This window comes from Legionella bozemanae, assembly GCF_001648595.1.
Classification (GTDB): Bacteria; Pseudomonadota; Gammaproteobacteria; order Legionellales; family Legionellaceae; genus Legionella; species Legionella bozemanae.
The window spans coordinates 79,914-98,391 of sequence record NZ_LBAW01000006.1 but is presented as its reverse complement, the minus strand read 5'-3'; the positions used below and the strand labels follow the sequence as shown (position 1 = coordinate 98,391).

Here is an 18,478-nt window from a genome sequence, read left to right as displayed (position 1 = left end):
AGTTGTTAATGCCATGTTACTTTAATTATATCAATCTTTAATACAGCTACGAATTCTACTGTATCTACCTCAGTCCAGACAAAAGCAATATGCTGCCCATACGCATTACATTTATTACGCATAATAAAGTTCTAAAGATTCGGTAAATACCTCTAGGGTCAGGTCTTGCTTTTTTTATGCAAAGCAAATTTAAATTTTAGCGAGAGTATGTGATAAAATAAACTAATTGCCTAATAACATATCATAATAATATGACGAATATCGTTATCCAACTTTTTGAGAATATAAAAGTTCTTGTTTTTAAAAAAGATAACATAACTTTTTATTATAATGGATTTAATGAATTACTGAATTTAATGGAAATGGCTATTGCTCTTGATAAAGATGACAATTGTGTTTTTACTTATGTAGTTGACCATGAAACCGAAGAAACCAATAAACTGAAGTACCACGAAGGAATTAATGCTGAGTATAGTGATGAAGGGCACTATCATTTTGAAAGAAAGGATAAAGGAAAAATATCTGTTAAGGATGTTGTCCAATTATTAGACTATTTAATTGAATATAATTTATTGAATAATAGAGATAAATCTATGGTGATGAAAATGTACCGAGATAAAAAAAGTACACAAAGAAAATTAAGTGTTTTCTCTCATGTAAGCGAAAAGGATTCGGTGAGCAGCTATGTAGAAAGAGATTTATCGTATAACCCAATGTAATTAGATTTTAAAAAGACAACAGATCATGTGCGCCTCTGGATCTGATTACGTCAATCAAATTTTCTTCACTTTCTTTTTCTCGATAATATTTTTAATCCCGTACTCAACTGGGAAAGAGGTTTTGTACTCTGTCCATCCTCGGTTATAATGCCCGCTTATTTTTGTTTAAAATTGCCATTCTTATGCATTTGAAGCAATTAAAATTAGCCGGTTTTAAATCTTTTGTAGACCCCACAGTGGTTCATTTCCCAAGCCAATTGGTTGCAGTTGTGGGCCCTAATGGTTGTGGAAAATCAAATATTATTGATGCCGTACGTTGGGTTATGGGGGAAAGTTCTGCACGAAATTTGCGTGGTGAATCCATGACTGATGTTATTTTTAATGGTTCGTCCAATCGTAAATCTGTAGGACAGGCTTCTGTTGAACTGGTTTTTGATAATAGTCTTGGACGTTTGACCGGTCCTTTTTCCAGTTATGGCGAAATCGCTGTAAAGCGCGTAGTGACCCGAGATGGTGATTCTTCTTATTATCTGAATGGCAGTCGTTGTCGACGTAAAGATATTACCGATATTTTTCTTGGTACCGGAGCGGGGGCTCGCGGTTATTCAATTATTGGACAAGGCACTATTTCTCAATTAATTGAAGCCAAGCCTGAGGACTTAAGAGTTCATCTTGAAGAGGCTGCAGGTGTTTCCAAATACAAAGAGAGACGGCGTGAGACATTGCAACGGATTGAACATACACGCGAAAATCTGACGCGCATTGCAGACATTCGAGACGAGTTGGACAAACAATTGCAACGTCTAGAGCGTCAAGCTAAAGCAGCCGAACGTTATCTTACTCTCAAAGATGAAGAACGATTATGTCGTGCCGAAATTTTCGCACTCAAATGGCGAGATTTTATTGTCCAGCAAGAAGTGAAGCAGCGGCAAATACAAGAATTGGCGGTTAGTTATGAACAGCAGCAAAGTGCATTAGCCAAAGCCAATAAAGAGCGAGCTACTTTAAATGAAACACTATATGATGTGGATGAGCAAACGCAGCAAATTCAAGCGGGTTTCTATCAGTTGGGGACAGAAATTGCACGTTTGGAAGAAACCATTCAACAGCAAATGCGTGAAAAGAAACGTTTGGAGCATGACCAACAGCAAATGCAGAATGATTGGCAAGCTGCACAAGAACAACTTAAAAACGATAAAGAAGAATTACTTCATTGTCAGGGGAATGCACATCATCTAGAAAATCGACTGGAACAATTAAGGACTCAATTTAAAGAGCACGAAGCGAATTGGCAAAATGCACAACAACAGCAGGGCGAATGGGAGCTTCATTGGCAAGAAGTCCAGGCTCATGCCAGCAATCTGAAAAGAGAATTCCAAGTCACACAAGTCAAAGCACAACATTTAGAAGAGAAACATCAACACACTCTTTTAAGATTAGAAAAGCTTCAATTAGAGCAAGAAACGATTTCTATGGCGGATTTACAACAGGCTCGAAAAAACTTAGAAGAGCAGCATACTAAATTAATTGCAGATCAAGAGTTTGATGAGTTTCAACTCAAACAAAGCCAGGAGAACACAGATCAATTACGCGCAAAGCTGCAAGATATAGAACAACAGTTGCATGAGTTACAAGATAATTTTCATCGAGCGAACAGTGAACATGCTGCATTGATGGCAGCTCAGCGTGCGGCACGGCAAGGGATGCAAAACAATAAAAATCCTATTAAGGAATGGTCAGAAAAACCTAGATTGATGGATATTTTACACGTTGAACCGAAATGGCAATTTGCGTGTGAGCGAGTTCTTAATGAAGCATTACATGCATATGTTTTAGAAACGTTTGATGAGTTATGGCCGCAACGAGTAATTTGCGAACAACAAGGCGAAAATATTGTTACACTGAAGAAGAGAGCGTTTAACGCAGGGTCTTACCCACGCCTTATAGATAAAATAAAAGGGGATATCCCAGCAAATGCATGTCCTTTGGAGCATATCTATACTGCGGAACATTTTGATGAAGCGTTAAGCTGGTTGCCTGAATTGAAAGAACACGAATCCATTATAACGCCTGACGGCTTTTGGTTAGGTCAAGGATGGGTGAAATTTGTTACACCTGAGACACAGGACGAGTTAGGCTTATTGGCACGACAACAAAAAATTACCGAGTTATCTGTGATTGTTCAGGAGTTACAACAGAAGATTGACATCTTAAGAGCAGAACGCGATGAGACGCATCAACAACTGCAAAAAAGCCTAAAAGAAATTGAATTACAAAAGCTTAATGTCAATGCCAGTAATGAGGCACTAAGATCGAACAGCCTCGCTTTGAATACCAATGAACAAGCGATTATTCATGCTGAAAAACAGGCGGCTGCTTTAGAATTTGAATGTGAAGAGTTGAAGCTTATTTTAGAAGAAATAGCAGTAGAACAATGCACTATAAAGGAGGAATTGCATTCTTTAGAAGAGCAATGTCGTGACTCTGAGCAACGACAAGAACAGTGTCTGCATGAAAAGCAAGAATGGATGCACAGTTTGACATTAAAAAATAAACAGCTGGAAGAGTCTCGCGCTGTACTACATCATGCAGAGTTGGAATACGATAGAGAAAAAAATAAAATACAGCAACTGAACGAGCGCATTTTGCGAGAGCAAGAGCGGTTAAATATTTTACAGGAGCGTTTGGAAAACCTGGCACTCCTATGTTTGCAAACTGAAGGACCTGGAGAAGAGCTCAAGGAGCAACTTGCCCAACAATTGCAAAAACACAGTGAAGTAGAATTGCAATTGAATTTAAGTAGAGAACAATTATCACAGCTCAGGATGGAGCTTGAAGATTGTGAGAAAAATATTTTAAACTGTGATTTCGAGGTAAAACGGATCCAAGAACAAATAAGCCAAACTCGAATGGAAGAGCAGGCTTTAGTGGTGCGTGCAAGCTCCGTACATGAATCTCTTGATGAGTTAGGCCTGTTACCGCAAGCATTACTTGAACAAATACCAGTGGGTGTGACTCAAGTTATGCGTGAAGATGAATTAATCGCTCTTTCTGAAAAAATCAAACGCTTAGGAGCTATTAACCTTGCTGCGATTGAGGAGTTTACCGCGGAACAACAACGTAAAATGTATTTGGATGAGCAATATAATGATTTAAATCAAGCGTTGGCAACTCTTGAGACTGCCATTGAAAAAATGGACAAAGAAACCCGCTCGCGTCTGGAAAATACCTTTGAAGAGGTCAATTCGTCATTCAAAGCACTTTTTCCACGTCTGTTCGGTGGTGGAAGGGCACAGCTTGAATTGACTTGTGATAATCTGCTGGAAGCTGGTATTGTAGTAATGGCACAACCTCCAGGAAAACGAAACAGTACCATTCATTTGTTATCTGGAGGAGAGAAGGCAATGACTGCAGTGGCGTTAGTTTTTGCTATTTTTCAGTTAAATCCTTCACCTTTTTGTATGCTAGATGAAGTGGATGCACCTTTAGATGATGTAAATGTGGGGCGTTTTTGCGCTTTAGTGAAAGAGATGTCACAATTCGTACAGTTTCTTTTTATTACACATAATAAGGTAACAATGGAATTGGCGGATCATTTGATTGGGGTAACTATGCGTGAACCTGGAGTATCTCGCTTGGTTGCGGTTGATGTAACACAAGCTTTGGCTATGGAGTAAATGATGCAGGCAAATTGGAGCTTAATTCTTAATGTCCTGTTGTTAATAGGTGTTATCGTAGCAATTGGGCGCTTAATGAAAGCTAGAAGACAGAGCTTAAGTCCAGAACGTTATCAACCTGGTTCGGAAAAAACTGAAAAGAATCCTGATAACACACAAAATTATCCTGATGACATCATTGCTGTACGCAAAATCAACGCTGCAGTCATGGAGAATAAAATAAAAGTGGATGATGATTTGCAAGTATTTCAAAAACCTAATGCAAAACCATCACAACCACGTTTGCTGCCTCAGGATGATGAAGAGGAAATCAAATTAAGGATAGAGCTTGAACCCAAACCAGAACCTAAAGTAGAAGTTGAGGTTACGGCAAAAACAGATAATCCCCTTACATTGATGATTTTTTTACTGGCAAAAGAAAACAGACAATTTGCTGGATATGAATTATTACAAACCGTTTTGGCGGCTGGTCTACGTTTTGGTGAAGGTCAATTATTTCACCGTCATCAATTTCCTAATGGCCAAGGTCCAGTTTTGTGCAGCTTGGCGGCAGCAACTGCGACAGGGATTTTTGATTTGCAAAATATAGGTGCTTTTAGCGTACGCGGCCTTTGTTTATATATGCACTCTTCAAAAAATCCCGGTATTGATATTGAGCGATTTGCAGTAATGTTAGAAACAGCAAGACAATTAAGCGAAGGTTTGGATGCTCACTTACTTGATGATCAGCGTCAGCTGCTGACTGAGGAGCGTATTGCTCGTTATCATCGTCTGTTGCAAATTAATCAATCTCATATAGAGTCTGCTGCTGTATAAATAATCGATATTGCCTGGGTGAAGCGCCGCAGCGGAACCCGGTTTCAGGAAATGAATACTTCTTAATCCCCGGGTTCCGCTGCGCTTCATTCAGGCTACAGTTTTTGTCATTCCGGGCTTCTTAAAAAATTGATTTTCTCTCCCTACTTGTTTGCAAGGGTATAGCAATAAGAGTTAGAGCGCTTTTACTATGCTACCCCTTGAACTCTATACTCAAGTGTTAGTACACTAGACTTTTGGCCATGTCTTAATACTATGAACCTAAATACTGTTGCTGCATTACTTGCCCAACCATGTCAGATCAATGCCGAACTTACTGGTATTTGTACTGATAGCCGTGAACTCAAGCCAGGCAGTTTGTTTATTGCCATACGCGGTGAACGCTTTGATGGGCATGATTTTATTAAGGAAGCGGAAACGCGGGGTGCAGTAGCGGCGATAGTGAGTCATGCTGTAAATGAAGTACACATACCACAATTTATTGTTTCGGATCCGATACAAGCGTTGGCCAAAATAGCAGCTGCGCATCGACAAAATATACATTGTCCTGTCATCGCATTAACTGGATCCAATGGAAAAACCACAACCAAAGAAATGATTGCTGCTATTTTACCGCCTCCTTCCCATGCGACCAAAGGAAATTTAAATAATCATATTGGCGCTCCATTAAGCATTTTACAGCTGAATAGTAAACACCGTTATGCAGTTTTTGAGTTGGGTGCAAATCATCCAGGCGAAATCGCGCATACTGTGGCGATTGTTCATCCTGATGTGACCTTAATTAATAATATTGCTCCAGCGCATGTTGAAGGTTTTGGTTCTATAGATGGTGTCGCTCGTGCTAAAGGAGAAATACATCAAGGTTTATCTCTTGCTGGTGTTGCAGTGGTCAATGATGATGATGCTTATGCTCATTTTTGGGATGAGTTGTTGATTGATAAAAAGGTTCTTCGCTTTTCTTTAGAGCATGTGGCTGATATTTATGCTCAAGATGTGACGCTGGATGCTAATGGCTGTGGCCAGTTTTCTTTAATCGTACCTAATGGGCAAGTGGATATCCATTTAAAGGTTCCTGGCTTACACAATGTTCGCAATGCCTTGGCTGCTGCGGCGTGTTGCCATGCTGTAGGCATTTCCATAAAAGAAATTCAACATGGGCTAAGTTGCTTTGGCGGTGTTAAAGGACGTTTAACCGTTCTTGAGGGAAAAAATAAATCTATTGTGATCGATGATACGTACAACGCAAATTTACGCTCTGTTTTAGCTGCTTTAGAAGTATTGGCAGAACGCCCTGGGAAAAAGATCTTTGTTTTTGGGGATATGGGTGAGTTGGGTATTTGGGCGACCCAGCACCATCAGGAAGTTGGATTTGCCGCGCGCCGCTTGGGGATCGATCAATTACTTAGCTGTGGTTCCAATAGTAAATTGGCTGCCGAGTCATTTGGTGTTGGTGGTGAGCATTTTACTAGCCAAGAACAACTGGTGCAAAACCTGGTGGAAAAGTTATCACCGGATACTGTTGTTTTGGTAAAAGGATCTCGATCCAGTGCAATGGAAAAAATTGTGCACCAACTGATATAAACTGAATGGAGCCCCAGCGTGTCTAATCTAAATGGCAATCAATAATCCCGAATTAAGAGCCAAAAGAAATTTTTTTGTATGATGCTGAATGGTGTATTGATTTATGGTATGCTTGGCCGCTTTTTTGGCCCATTATCCTGTTGGGCATTATTTAAAACAAACCCATAAGTGTGGGGTAAACAAGAGGAACAATTATGCTCTACTGGCTAACGCAGCTATTTCAAGGGCAATATCATGCGTTAAGAGTTTTTCAATATCTAACTTTCAGATCCATTTTGGCTTCATTGACCGCACTTCTTGTAGGGTTACTCTGTGGTCCGATGATGATTCGCTGGTTGCGAGGTTTGCAGATTGGCCAGATGGTACGAGATGATGGTCCTCAAACCCATTTATCCAAAGCAGGAACCCCAACTATGGGAGGGGTCTTAATCTTATTAGCAATCACTGTGAGTTGTTTGCTTTGGGGGGATTTACAACAGTCCAGTTTATGGCTAGTTCTTCTGGTTACGCTTGCAAATGGGATAGTGGGTTGGGTCGATGATTACCGCAAACTGGTATTAAAGAACAGTAAAGGATTGCCTGCCCGGTGGAAATATTTTTGGCAATCAGTCATTGCGCTTATTGCTGTAATTTATTTATACATGCATGCTACTTTACCTGTTCACACCCAGTTAACTGTACCTTTTTTTAAATCCCTGACCATTGGTTTAGGTATTTTATTTCCTGTTTTGGGCTATTTTGTAATTGTCGGAAGTTCCAATGCAGTAAATTTGACGGATGGATTAGATGGCTTGGCTATTATGCCTATAGTCATGGTTGCTGGTGCTTTAGGTATTTTTGCTTATGCTTCCAGTAACGCGGTCTATGCACCTTATTTGGGGATTCCTTATGTTCCCAATACAGGGGAGCTCACGATCTTTTGTTCTTCGATTGTTGGCGCTGGCCTTGGCTTTCTTTGGTACAATAGCTATCCAGCACAGTTGTTTATGGGCGATGTGGGATCTTTAGCTTTAGGGGCTGCTTTAGGCATTGTCGCTGTGGTTATCAGAGAAGAATTGGTTTTATTAATGATGGGTGGTTTATTCGTCATTGAGACAATTTCTGTTATTCTGCAGGTAGGTTATTTTAAATACACTCATGGTAAACGATTATTCCGAATGGCACCTTTACATCACCATTTCGAATTAAAAGGATGGTCAGAACCTAAAATAATTGTCAGATTCTGGATTATTACTGTTGTTTTTGTGTTATGCGGATTAGCTACTTTAAAACTTCGATAAAAAGGTGCACTCATGAATCCTCCTTTGTATTTAGTTGCAGGTTTGGGTAAAACTGGGGTATCGGTAGGACGATATTTACATAGTAAAAATAAACCCTTTATTGCTTTTGATACACGCGCACAAGCTCAGAGTGTCACTGAATTTACAAAGGAATTTCCTAATGTTCGTGTTTATACCCAGCACATTCCTGATGAAGTAATAGGCCAATTGTCTGATATCATTGCAAGCCCAGGCTTACCTTTGGATACCCCTTTTTTAAAAAAGGCAATGCAAATGGGTGTTGCTGTATATGGGGATATAGAGTGTTTGGCTCGAGAGATTCATGCTCCGGTGATCGCAATTACAGGAACTAATGGAAAATCAACCGTTACTACTTTAGTAGGAGAAATGGCGAAGGCAGCAGGATATAAAGTTGCTGTGGCTGGAAATATAGGAACACCAGTTCTTGATATGCTGCACGATGAGCATCAGTATGATTTATGGGTTTTGGAGTTATCCAGTTTTCAATTGGATTTAACTTATTCTTTAACTCCAATTGTTGCGACCATTCTCAATGTGACTCCCGATCATTTGGACAGACATCATACTATGGAGGAATATGTCCAAGCCAAACAACGAATATATGATGAAGCACAGATTGCATTATTTAATCGCGATGATTCTTATACTATTCCAACTGCTGAAGTCAATCGTATTTCCTTTGGTATGGATGCTCCGGAAAAAAACAATTGGGGGTTGATCACGCAAAATGATAACATATACTTGGCAAAGGGAAATACTTGCATTTTGCCCGTTGAGTCCATATTGATCAAAGGAGTTCATAATTGGCTTAATGCTCTTGCTGCAGCTGCTTTAGCTGATGCTGCAGGTATTCCACAACAACACATTGTAAGTATATTGACTTCTTTCACGGGCTTACCGCATCGTTGCCAATGGGTGCGAACTCTTGATGGCGTTGATTGGATTAATGATTCTAAAGGGACGAATATTGGTGCAACGATTTCTGCAATTAATGGAATAGGAGGTTCTATGCAAGGAAAAATTGTACTTATTGCAGGTGGGCAAGGAAAGGGGGCTGATTTTAGTGAGTTGGTTCATCCTATAGCTGATTATGTAAGATCCATTGTTTTAATTGGTGAAGATGCTGATAAGATAGAAGCTGCATTAGCGAATGTGGTACCCATAGCGCGCGCTTCTTCATTGGATAATGCAGTAGTTGTAGCGAAGTCACAGGCAAAACCAGGCGATGTTGTTTTATTGTCTCCAGCATGCGCCAGTTTGGATATGTTCCGTGATTTTAATCATCGCGGCGAATCATTTGCTTCTTTAGTGAATGGATTGTAAACGATGCGGCCAAGACATGTGAATCAAAGGGGCAAACCTGTCAGCAGACCTATTTCCCTTTATGATAAATGGTTAATTAGTGTGGTCATCGGTTTGCTTATTATCGGACTAATGATGGTGGCTTCAAGTTCGGTCATGATCTCTACCAAATACTTTCACCAACCATTTCATTTCTTAATTCGTCAAGCATGTTATTTATTTGCAGGTTTAATGATTGCCCTTGTTGTGATCAGGACAGATAGCAGTATTTGGCAGCGTATCAGTATGCCGATGTTGTTAATTTGTGTGTTGATGTTGCTTATTGTATTAATTCCAGGAATAGGTCGGGCAGTCAATGGAAGCCGGCGATGGTTAGCCTTGGGGCCAATAGGTATCCAAGTATCTGAATTGGCCAAGCTCACGATGATTTTTTATCTTTCGGGTTATTTGGTACGTCAACAAGAGGCGGTTAGCAATAGTATTTTGGGCTTTATTAAGCCTATGGTGATTTTAGGCGTTGTATCCTTTTTGTTATTACTTGAGCCCGATTTTGGGGCTACGGTAGTGATTTCAGGTACTGTTATGGCCATGCTGTTTTTAGCTGGTGTAAAATTACGCTATTATATAGGATTAATGATTGTAGTCATGGGCGCGCTGGCCTTTTTGGCGGTTTCATCCCCTTATCGGGTTGCCCGTTTGACTGCATTTTTAGATCCATGGGCTGATCAGTATAATAGTGGATATCAGCTGACTCAATCCTTGATTGCATTTGGTCGAGGAGGATGGTTTGGGTCAGGTTTGGGAGAAAGTATTCAGAAATTGCTCTATTTACCAGAAGCTCATACTGACTTTTTATTTGCTGTATTGGCAGAAGAATTAGGTCTGGTAGGTATTTTAATGGTCATGACTCTATACAGTATATTGGTTATTAGAGGCTTGATTATTGCGTATAATGCTTATACACAAGAGAGGCTATTTGCCTCATATACTGCTTATGGTTTGACATTTTGGTTGGGATTACAAGCTGCTATAAACATGGGGGTTAACTCGGGTTTATTACCGACAAAAGGATTAACTTTACCTTTAATGAGTTATGGTGGCGCAAGTATGGTTATCAATTGTGTTGTAATTGCGTTATTATTGCGCATTGATCATGAAAATCGTTGGCAGGCTCTGGGATTAGGGCCTCTGTCAGCATAAGGGGGCATTTGTGGGTAATTCAGGACAATTTATATCTTCAAGGATGGGCTGTGTAGAACAAATACATTTTGTTGGAATTGGTGGTGTAGGCATGTGTGGTATTGCTGAAGTATTACACTACCAAGGGTACCGTATTACAGGTTCTGATTTAGGTGAAGGCAGTACGGTACAAAGGTTAAAATCTTTAGGAATCCCTGTTTATATGGGACATAAAGCAGAACATATAAAAGGTGCTGATGTTGTAGTTCGTTCTTCAGCAGTTGGTATGAATAATCCCGAAATTGTGGCTGCTCGCGAACAAATGATTCCAGTAATTCCACGAGCAGCGATGCTTGCTGAACTCATGCGCTTTCGTCATGGCATTGCCGTAGCTGGGACCCATGGTAAAACGACAACAACAAGTCTGGTAAGTAGTCTTTTGGCTGAAGGGGGGTTAGATCCAAGTTTTGTGATCGGCGGTAAATTGAATAGTTTGGGTGTTAATGCCCAACTTGGCCAATCCCCTTATTTTGTTGTTGAGGCTGATGAAAGTGATGCGTCATTTTTATTCTTAAAACCTATGATGGCTATAGTGACCAATATTGATGCAGATCATATGGATAACTATGAGAATGATTTTGATAAATTAAGAACAACTTTTCTTGAGTTTTTACACCATTTGCCTTTTTATGGTTTGGCAGTGGTATGTATTGATGACTCAGAGGTGCGCAAGATCCTGCCAGCGATTGAAAGACCTACATTAACTTACGGGTTTGCGGAGGAGGCTCATTACCGGGCAACTAATTGGACGCAAAATGAACTAATTAGTGAATTTACGGTAGTACGTCCCGTACCGTATTCCTCATTAAACATTCAATTTCAATACCCAGGCCGTCACAATGTGTTAAATGCTCTGGCTTCTATTGCGATTGCGACACAATTAGGTGTAGATGATGCTTCGATTATACGTGCCTTGGCAAAATTCCAAGGGGTAGGTCGTCGCTTTCAAATGTTGGGCGAGAAACAATTTGAGCATGGTTCGGCTCTTATTGTCGATGATTACGGGCATCATCCTCAGGAAATTCTCTCAACCATCGATGCGTTTCGCCATGTTTGGCCAAATAAACGTCTTGTCCACGTCTTTCAACCGCATCGATATACAAGAACCCAATCCTTACAAGATCAATTTGTTGATGTGTTAAGTCTTGCCGATGAATTGTTTTTGTTTGATATTTACTCTGCAGGAGAACCTGAAATTCCAGGGATAACCAGTGAGAGTCTGGCGCAAAAAATTAGAGATAAAGATAAGAAAGTAACCCTTGTAAACGAACAATCGCTTAAAGCAAAGTTGAATCAGTTGATTAAAGATGGCGATGTGATTTTGATGCAAGGTGCCGGGAGTATTGGTCAAATTGCTGTGAACCTGATGAAAGAAATGTGAGGGCAACATGAGTCCAACTGAGAACGATTGTGGTCTTGTAGCTGAACTTCAAGGCAGTTTGCTCTATAACGAGCCTTTGGCGGAATATACAACCTGGCGTGTCGGAGGGCCTGCTGCCAGACTATATAAGCCCAAAAATATCCCTGATCTTGCTTTATTTCTTCGTCAGCTGCCTGAAACAGAATCTTTATTGTGGTTGGGATTGGGCTCCAATTCTTTGATTCGCGATAATGGATTTTCAGGAACCGTGATTCTTACTCAAGGATGCCTAAAAGAAATGACTCTCTTAGACATGCAGACTGTTAAAGTCGAAGCTGGGGTATCTTGTGCGAGTATGGCTCGTTTTTGTGCACGCAATAATTTGTCTGGTGGTGAGTTTTGGGCTGGAATCCCAGGAACCATGGGAGGAGCATTGCGAATGAATGCCGGTTGTCATGGTGGTGAAACCTGGCAGTTTGTAGTCGAACTGCAGACCATGACTCGCAATGGTGAAATAAGAATTCGTAAACCTGAGGAATATGAGGTAGCGTATCGACATGTTTCGGGACCTCCTAATGAGTGGTTTATTTCAGCCACCTTTAAACTAAATCCCGGCGATAAAGAAACGTCATTACAGGTAATAAAAGAGTTGCTGGCTCATCGGGCAAATACACAACCAACGAATGAATACAATTGTGGGTCAGTGTTTCGAAATCCTCCAGGAAATTTTGCAGCTCGGCTTATTGAATCTTGTGGATTAAAAGGTTTCAATATCGGAGGTGCAATGGTTTCTCAGAAGCATGCTAATTTTATTATCAATCATCAAGGCTCAGCAACTGCTGCAGATATTGAAGCATTGATACATTTAGTACAAACTAAAGTTCGTGAGCAGACAACAATTGAGTTGATGCGCGAAGTTCATATAATCGGAGACCGTTAATGTCCAAGCTTCTCAATCTAGTTCTGCTTTATGGTGGAAAATCAGGAGAACATGAAATTTCATTAATTTCAGCTGCTTCTGTTCTTGCACATTTAGATGCGAAACAATATAACATTATCCCTGTAGCAATGGATAAAGATGGATTATTTCATCTTCACCAATATCAGGATTTACTCGCTTACAAAGAAAAACTTCCAGTAGTCACAGAACATTCAAAACCGATGGCGAGTTTATTTATTGATGGACGTTTATCTGTTGATGCTGATGTGGTTTTTCCCGTAGTCCACGGTCCTTTATATGAAGATGGATGTTTGCAAGGAATGCTGGAATTATCAGGTGTTGCGTATGTTGGTTGTGATGTACTTTCGTCCTCTATTGGAATGGATAAAGATATGGCAAGACGCATCGTGTGCGTCGATGGTTTAAAATCAGCGAACTACAAGCTTTTGTCATGGCATACCCCGGCAACTGAAAGACAACGTTTTTGCCAAGAAGTTGCAGAAGAATTTGGCTGGCCTTTATTTGTTAAACCTTGTGCAATGGGTTCCAGTGTAGGCATACATAAAGCAAAAAATATGGCTGAATTGTTAGTAGCAGTCGATGATGCGTTACGTTATGACGAAGAGATTTTGATTGAATCATTTATTCCTGGACGAGAAATTGAGTTGTCAGTATTGGAGGGTGTTGTACCTGCTGGAGAGCCAAGAGTCAGCATTGCTGGTGAAATACACGTTAATCATCCTGATGGTTTTTATTCTTATTCAGCAAAATACCTAGAGAGTGGACAAACAGATCTGATTATACCCGCTCCTTTAAGTCAGACTTTGTATGAGCAATTAAAAAAGGCTGCTGCAGATATTTTTATCCGATTAAAATGCAAGGGTATGGCACGTGTTGACTTTTTTGTTAATGACAAAACCGAAACGATTTACTTTAATGAGGTAAATACTTTGCCTGGTTTTACTTCGATTAGTATGTATCCCAAATTATGGCAGGCAAGTGGTTTATCTTATCCTGAATTACTGGACGAGTTGATCCGTATTGCGACGGTACATCAGAATTGCCGGCGACATTTAGTAACCAATTATCTGTGAACACCATGAATAAAAATAGGGATGTTGATTCCGGGAATTTGCGATATATCTGTTGGTTATTGGTATTAAGTTTAAGCGCCATATTTTTAGCTTGTCGATTAGGCTATTATTATGTGTCCGATGCGGGGCGGTTTCCTGTCACCACAATTAAAGTTGCTGCAAATTATGAGCATGTGACCCATAAGGAATTGGAAAGTGTATTATCAAAATACTTGAGTAATAGCTTTTTTACTTTATCGGTAAGGGCATTAGAGAGTGAATTAAATGAGCTGAGCTGGATCGACACGGCTACTGTGGAGCGGGTTTGGCCAGATACCTTGAAAATAAGGCTCGTTGAAAAAAAACCAGTTGCGATTTGGGATAATGCTCTGATGACTGAGGATGGCAGATTATTTAATGAAGGTGCTGTTCCAGAAGGTCTAAACTTACCGCGATTAAAAGGACCACTATCTCAACAAGCGGAAGTCTTACAAGTTTACGAAAAATTGAGTAAGATATTATCAATGTATGGTTTAAACGCCACTGGACTGTATCTAAGAGAAAACCAATCTTGGGTATTACTTTTAGGCAATGGTATAAAAATATATTTAGGAAAGAAAGAGTTAGAAGAACGATTGCTGCGTTTTTGTAAAGCATATCCTGCAGTATTTGCAGAGAAAATTGAGCAATTGTCTAGCGTGGACCTGCGTTATCCACGTGGTATGGCGGTGCAGTGGAAACAACAAACGGAACGATAATGGCAAAAAAAATAGAAAAAGATATTATCACTGGATTGGATATAGGAACTTCAAAAGTAATTGCATTAATTGGAGAAGTTACCTCTGACGGTGCAATAGAAATTATCGGAATAGGTCGTCATCCCTCTCGTGGTTTAAAACGCGGTGTTGTGGTTGATATAGAGGCCACCGTGAACTCTATCCAACGCGCTGTTCAGGAAGCTGAGCTTATGGCTGGATGTGAGGTAAGAACTGTTTATGCAGGCATTGCTGGTAGTCATATTCGCAGCTTAAATTCACATGGTATTGTTGCCATTCGCGATAAAGAAGTTTCGCAGGCTGATGTAGAACGTGTAATTGATGCTGCAAAAGCAGTAGCAATTCCTGCTGATCAAAAAATTCTGCATGTTTTACCTCAGGAATTTATCATCGATCAACAAGGTAGCATTCGTGAACCTATAGGAATGGCCGGAGTACGGCTTGAGTCGCGTGTACATATTGTCACCGGTTCAGTAAGTGCTGCACAAAATATAGTTAAATGTGTACGTCGCTGCGGTTTAGAAGTCAATGACATCATTCTTGAACAACTCGCTTCAAGTCATGCAGTTTTGACCGAAGATGAGAAAGATCTGGGTGTTTGCCTAATTGATATTGGCGGTGGAACCACAGATATTGCGATATTTTGTGAAGGTGCAATTCAGCATACAGCCGTAATTCCTATTGCAGGAGATCAAGTGACCAATGACATCGCTATGGCTTTACGCACACCTACAAAAGCGGCAGAATCCATTAAACTGAATCATGCGGTAGCATTAACCGAATTAGCCAATTCAGATCAGATGCTGGAAGTGACCAGTGTTAATGATAGACCAGGAAGAAAAATATCAGCTAAAGCCTTATCAGATGTGGTCGCGGCGCGATATGAAGAGCTATTTACTTTAGTGCGTAACGAATTACGACGCAGCGGATTTGAGGATAGAATGGCTGCAGGCATTGTTCTGACTGGTGGTGCTGCCAATGTGAGAGGAGGTATTGAACTTGCAGAACTTTGCTTTGAAATGCCAGTAAGAAAAGGTTGTGCTCATCATGTTTCTGGATTGGCTGAAGCAACTGAAAATCCTTCATTTGCTACAGGCGTAGGATTATTGTTGCAAGGTTATCAACAACAGTATGAATCAAACTACAATGTACCTAAAATGAATGATAATACCCAGAGTTTGTGGGCACGTATGAAAGAATGGTTCCAAGGTAATTTTTAGGTTACAAACAACGTTTAAAAATGAAAACTGGTAATCGATTCGACTAAAAGTTTACTGCCGGTTTTTTTTAAAAGATTAAACATATGAGGGGAGCAGGGTTATGTTTGAATTAATGGAAGGCCAACACCATAGTAATAATGCAGTGATTAAGGTAGTTGGTGTTGGCGGTGGTGGTGGTAATGCCGTCGAGCATATGGTTGCAGAAAATATTGATGGAGTTGAATTTATCTGTGCTAATACTGATGCGCAGGCATTAAGAGGCTCAAATGCGAAAATACACATTCAACTGGGTGATGAGCTAACCAAAGGCTTAGGTGCTGGTGCAAATCCACAAATAGGCCGTGAAGCAGCAGAAGAAGACAGAGACCATATTCGCGAAATCTTAAGCGGTGCGGATATGGTGTTCATTACGGCAGGGATGGGTGGTGGAACCGGAACTGGTGCTGCGCCTGTGTTTGCGGAAATTGCCAAAGAACTAGGCATTCTAACCGTTGCTGTTGTTACCAAGCCATTCTCATTTGAGGGCAAACAACGGGCGTTAGCAGCTGAGGAAGGAATTCGTCGTTTAGCAGAACATGTTGATTCATTGATCACAATTCCTAACAATAAATTACTCAGCGTTTTAGGAAAAAACATTAGTCTTCTTAATGCATTCAAGGCAGCAAATAATGTGTTACTGGGTGCAGTTAAAGGTATCTCTGATTTAATTACCCGCCCAGGTTTGATCAACGTAGATTTTGCAGACGTGCGTACTGTAATGTCAGAAATGGGTATGGCGATGATGGGTACAGGTAGCGCTGTAGGTGAACAAAGAGCGCGTCAAGCTGCTGAAGCTGCAATTGCTTCTCCTTTATTGGAGGATGTGAATTTTTCAGGTGCTCGTGGAATCCTCGTCAATATTACCGCCGGCCTTGATATGTCAATTGGTGAGTTTGAGGAAGTAGGGGATGTCGTCAAAGAGTTTATTTCTGATGATGCAACTGTAGTAGTAGGAACAGTAATCGATCCAGAAATGACTGATGAAATGCGTGTAACCGTTATTGTGACAGGTCTTGGGGATGGAAGACAACGTCATCAGCAAGCACAACCACAACACGCTCATCGAGCACGTTTGATTGAAACAACTCGTAGTGATGGCTCTTTGGATTATCAGCAGTTAGAAAGACCTGCTCTTGTTCGTAAACAAGCTCAAGCCAGTATGTCCTCTGTTACAAAACAAAATGGTGAGAGTATTCCAGATGTGGATTATCTTGATATTCCTGCATTTTTACGCCGACAAGAAGAGGTATAGATAATCTGCTCCTTCCTCTACAAAGTTGCAGAGGAAGGGGAATTTAAATTTTTGATACAAAAATAATTAGACTAAATATTAAAATATTGATACGATCACGAAGTTTTGCGTGCAAAGTAAAAAATAAAACATGATGAGGAACAAGGTGAGCACCGAATGACACAACAAAGAACTCCTAAAAAGGTGATCCAGGCAACTGGTGTTGGATTGCATTCCGGTGAAAAAGTGCTTTTAACATTGAGACCTGCTCCTGTGAATACAGGCATAGTTTTTAGAAGAGTAGATCTTTCACCTGTAGTAGAAATACCCGCTTCTTATGAGAATGTGGGGGACACTATGTTATGTACCACGTTACACCATGGGCCCGTTAAAATTGCAACCGTGGAGCATTTGCTCTCTGCTTTGGCAGGGTTGGGTATTGATAATGCGTACATTGATGTAAATGCTCCAGAGTTACCCATTATGGATGGTAGCGCGGCTCCTTTTGTTTTCCTGATTCAATCAGCGGGCATACGTGAGCAAAATGCACCCAAAAAGTACATACGTATTCTTAAGCCTATTCGTGTAGAAGATAATGGGAAATTTGTTCAATTTTATCCTTATAATGGGTATAAAATTACCTTTACCATTGATTTTGACCACCCTGCATTTAATGATAAACCTCAAACAGTAAGTTTTGACTTTTCTACAACTTCTTATGTCAAAGAGGTTTGCCGAGCACGTACCTTTGGATTTCTCTCCGATTATGAAAAATTAAGAGAATGCGATTTGGCAAAAGGGGGAAGCTTGGATAACGCCATAGTTGTTGATGACTATCGTGTTCTCAACGATGATGGGCTTCGCTTTGAATCAGAATTTGTTTCTCATAAAGTATTGGATGCAATTGGGGATCTGTATCTGTTAGGTTCTAGTTTGATTGGTGCATTCGAAGGTTATAAGTCAGGACATGAATTAAATAACAGATTATTACGTGAATTAATGGTAAGACAAGACGCTTGGGAATATACTTATTTTGATACAGAAGAATATCTCCCTGCAATGCAAACTGAGTTTTATCCTGTCGAAGCGTAGGAATGTAGCCTGGGAGTAACCTGTCTCTTGTTCACATGGCTTTTCGCTAAATGTGCAAAAGTGTAAGGTGAAGACGAATCATGCCCCAGGAATATCCCGGCCGCACAAATTT

The 18,478-nt window shown here is 40.3% G+C and carries 14 protein-coding genes; all 14 read left to right on the top strand.

What is annotated here, in order from left to right; all coding sequences use genetic code 11:
- Positions 1–251: 251 nt before the first annotated feature.
- The 14 genes from A8O27_RS07115 to lpxC all read left to right on the top strand — a co-directional run bounded on the left by A8O27_RS07115 (position 252) and on the right by lpxC (position 18,366).
- Positions 252–719: a hypothetical protein gene (locus A8O27_RS07115; protein ID WP_058458676.1), complete on the top strand. Its 468-nt coding sequence runs from the start codon at positions 252–254 to the stop codon at positions 717–719.
- Between the two features lie 182 nt (positions 720–901).
- Positions 902–4,396 carry a chromosome segregation protein SMC gene (smc, locus tag A8O27_RS07110; RefSeq protein WP_058458675.1) on the top strand — a complete coding sequence of 1,165 codons (3,495 nt, stop codon included), beginning with the start codon at positions 902–904 and terminating at the stop codon, positions 4,394–4,396.
- Positions 4,397–4,399: 3 nt separating this feature from the next.
- Positions 4,400–5,212, top strand: coding sequence for a cell division protein ZipA C-terminal FtsZ-binding domain-containing protein (locus tag A8O27_RS07105; protein ID WP_058458809.1), 813 nt, complete (start codon positions 4,400–4,402; stop codon positions 5,210–5,212).
- A gap of 255 nt (positions 5,213–5,467) precedes the next feature.
- Positions 5,468–6,793: a UDP-N-acetylmuramoyl-tripeptide--D-alanyl-D-alanine ligase gene (locus tag A8O27_RS07100; protein WP_058458674.1), complete on the top strand. Its 1,326-nt coding sequence runs from the start codon at positions 5,468–5,470 to the stop codon at positions 6,791–6,793.
- 194 nt (positions 6,794–6,987) lie between these two features.
- Positions 6,988–8,073, top strand: a complete 1,086-nt coding sequence (mraY, locus tag A8O27_RS07095; protein WP_058458673.1) for a phospho-N-acetylmuramoyl-pentapeptide-transferase — start codon at positions 6,988–6,990, stop codon at positions 8,071–8,073.
- Between the two features lie 12 nt (positions 8,074–8,085).
- On the top strand, positions 8,086–9,417 hold the full coding sequence (murD, locus tag A8O27_RS18905; protein WP_058458672.1) for a UDP-N-acetylmuramoyl-L-alanine--D-glutamate ligase: 1,332 nt from the start codon (positions 8,086–8,088) through the stop codon (positions 9,415–9,417).
- A 3-nt stretch (positions 9,418–9,420) separates the two neighbouring features.
- Positions 9,421–10,596, top strand: coding sequence for a putative lipid II flippase FtsW (gene ftsW / locus A8O27_RS18900; RefSeq protein WP_058458671.1), 1,176 nt, complete (start codon positions 9,421–9,423; stop codon positions 10,594–10,596).
- Positions 10,597–10,606: 10 nt separating this feature from the next.
- The gene (murC, locus tag A8O27_RS07080; protein WP_058458670.1) at positions 10,607–12,016 is read left to right on the top strand and encodes a UDP-N-acetylmuramate--L-alanine ligase; all 1,410 of its coding nucleotides are present in this window, start codon (positions 10,607–10,609) and stop codon (positions 12,014–12,016) included.
- A gap of 7 nt (positions 12,017–12,023) precedes the next feature.
- The gene (murB, locus tag A8O27_RS07075; protein WP_058458669.1) at positions 12,024–12,935 is read left to right on the top strand and encodes a UDP-N-acetylmuramate dehydrogenase; all 912 of its coding nucleotides are present in this window, start codon (positions 12,024–12,026) and stop codon (positions 12,933–12,935) included.
- Positions 12,935–14,029, top strand: a complete 1,095-nt coding sequence (locus A8O27_RS07070) for a D-alanine--D-alanine ligase family protein (RefSeq protein ID WP_058458668.1) — start codon at positions 12,935–12,937, stop codon at positions 14,027–14,029. The genes murB and A8O27_RS07070 overlap by 1 nt, the downstream gene beginning before the upstream one ends.
- Positions 14,030–14,034: 5 nt before the next feature.
- Positions 14,035–14,766 carry a cell division protein FtsQ/DivIB gene (locus A8O27_RS07065; RefSeq protein ID WP_058458667.1) on the top strand — a complete coding sequence of 244 codons (732 nt, stop codon included), beginning with the start codon at positions 14,035–14,037 and terminating at the stop codon, positions 14,764–14,766.
- Positions 14,766–16,004: a cell division protein FtsA gene (ftsA, locus tag A8O27_RS07060; RefSeq protein WP_058458666.1), complete on the top strand. Its 1,239-nt coding sequence runs from the start codon at positions 14,766–14,768 to the stop codon at positions 16,002–16,004. The genes A8O27_RS07065 and ftsA overlap by 1 nt, the downstream gene beginning before the upstream one ends.
- A gap of 100 nt (positions 16,005–16,104) precedes the next feature.
- Entirely contained in the window at positions 16,105–17,295 is a 1,191-nt protein-coding gene (ftsZ, locus tag A8O27_RS07055) for a cell division protein FtsZ (RefSeq protein ID WP_058458665.1), read from the top strand.
- A 156-nt stretch (positions 17,296–17,451) separates the two neighbouring features.
- Positions 17,452–18,366, top strand: a complete 915-nt coding sequence (lpxC, locus tag A8O27_RS07050; RefSeq protein WP_058458664.1) for a UDP-3-O-acyl-N-acetylglucosamine deacetylase — start codon at positions 17,452–17,454, stop codon at positions 18,364–18,366.
- Positions 18,367–18,478: the final 112 nt, after the last annotated feature.

Bases quoted from the DNA above. Each gene is read 5' to 3' on its own strand.
- ftsZ (WP_058458665.1), top strand. From the start codon at position 16,105: ATGTTTGAATTAATGGAAGGCCAACACCATAGTAATAATGCAGTGATT.
- murD (WP_058458672.1), top strand. From the start codon at position 8,086: ATGAATCCTCCTTTGTATTTAGTTGCAGGTTTGGGTAAAACTGGGGTA.
- A8O27_RS07100 (WP_058458674.1), top strand. From the start codon at position 5,468: ATGAACCTAAATACTGTTGCTGCATTACTTGCCCAACCATGTCAGATC.
- ftsW (WP_058458671.1), top strand. From the start codon at position 9,421: ATGCGGCCAAGACATGTGAATCAAAGGGGCAAACCTGTCAGCAGACCT.
- A8O27_RS07065 (WP_058458667.1), top strand. From the start codon at position 14,035: ATGAATAAAAATAGGGATGTTGATTCCGGGAATTTGCGATATATCTGT.
- A8O27_RS07070 (WP_058458668.1), top strand. From the start codon at position 12,935: ATGTCCAAGCTTCTCAATCTAGTTCTGCTTTATGGTGGAAAATCAGGA.
- mraY (WP_058458673.1), top strand. From the start codon at position 6,988: ATGCTCTACTGGCTAACGCAGCTATTTCAAGGGCAATATCATGCGTTA.
- ftsA (WP_058458666.1), top strand. From the start codon at position 14,766: ATGGCAAAAAAAATAGAAAAAGATATTATCACTGGATTGGATATAGGA.
- smc (WP_058458675.1), top strand. From the start codon at position 902: ATGCATTTGAAGCAATTAAAATTAGCCGGTTTTAAATCTTTTGTAGAC.
- lpxC (WP_058458664.1), top strand. From the start codon at position 17,452: ATGACACAACAAAGAACTCCTAAAAAGGTGATCCAGGCAACTGGTGTT.
- A8O27_RS07115 (WP_058458676.1), top strand. From the start codon at position 252: ATGACGAATATCGTTATCCAACTTTTTGAGAATATAAAAGTTCTTGTT.
- murB (WP_058458669.1), top strand. From the start codon at position 12,024: ATGAGTCCAACTGAGAACGATTGTGGTCTTGTAGCTGAACTTCAAGGC.
- A8O27_RS07105 (WP_058458809.1), top strand. From the start codon at position 4,400: ATGCAGGCAAATTGGAGCTTAATTCTTAATGTCCTGTTGTTAATAGGT.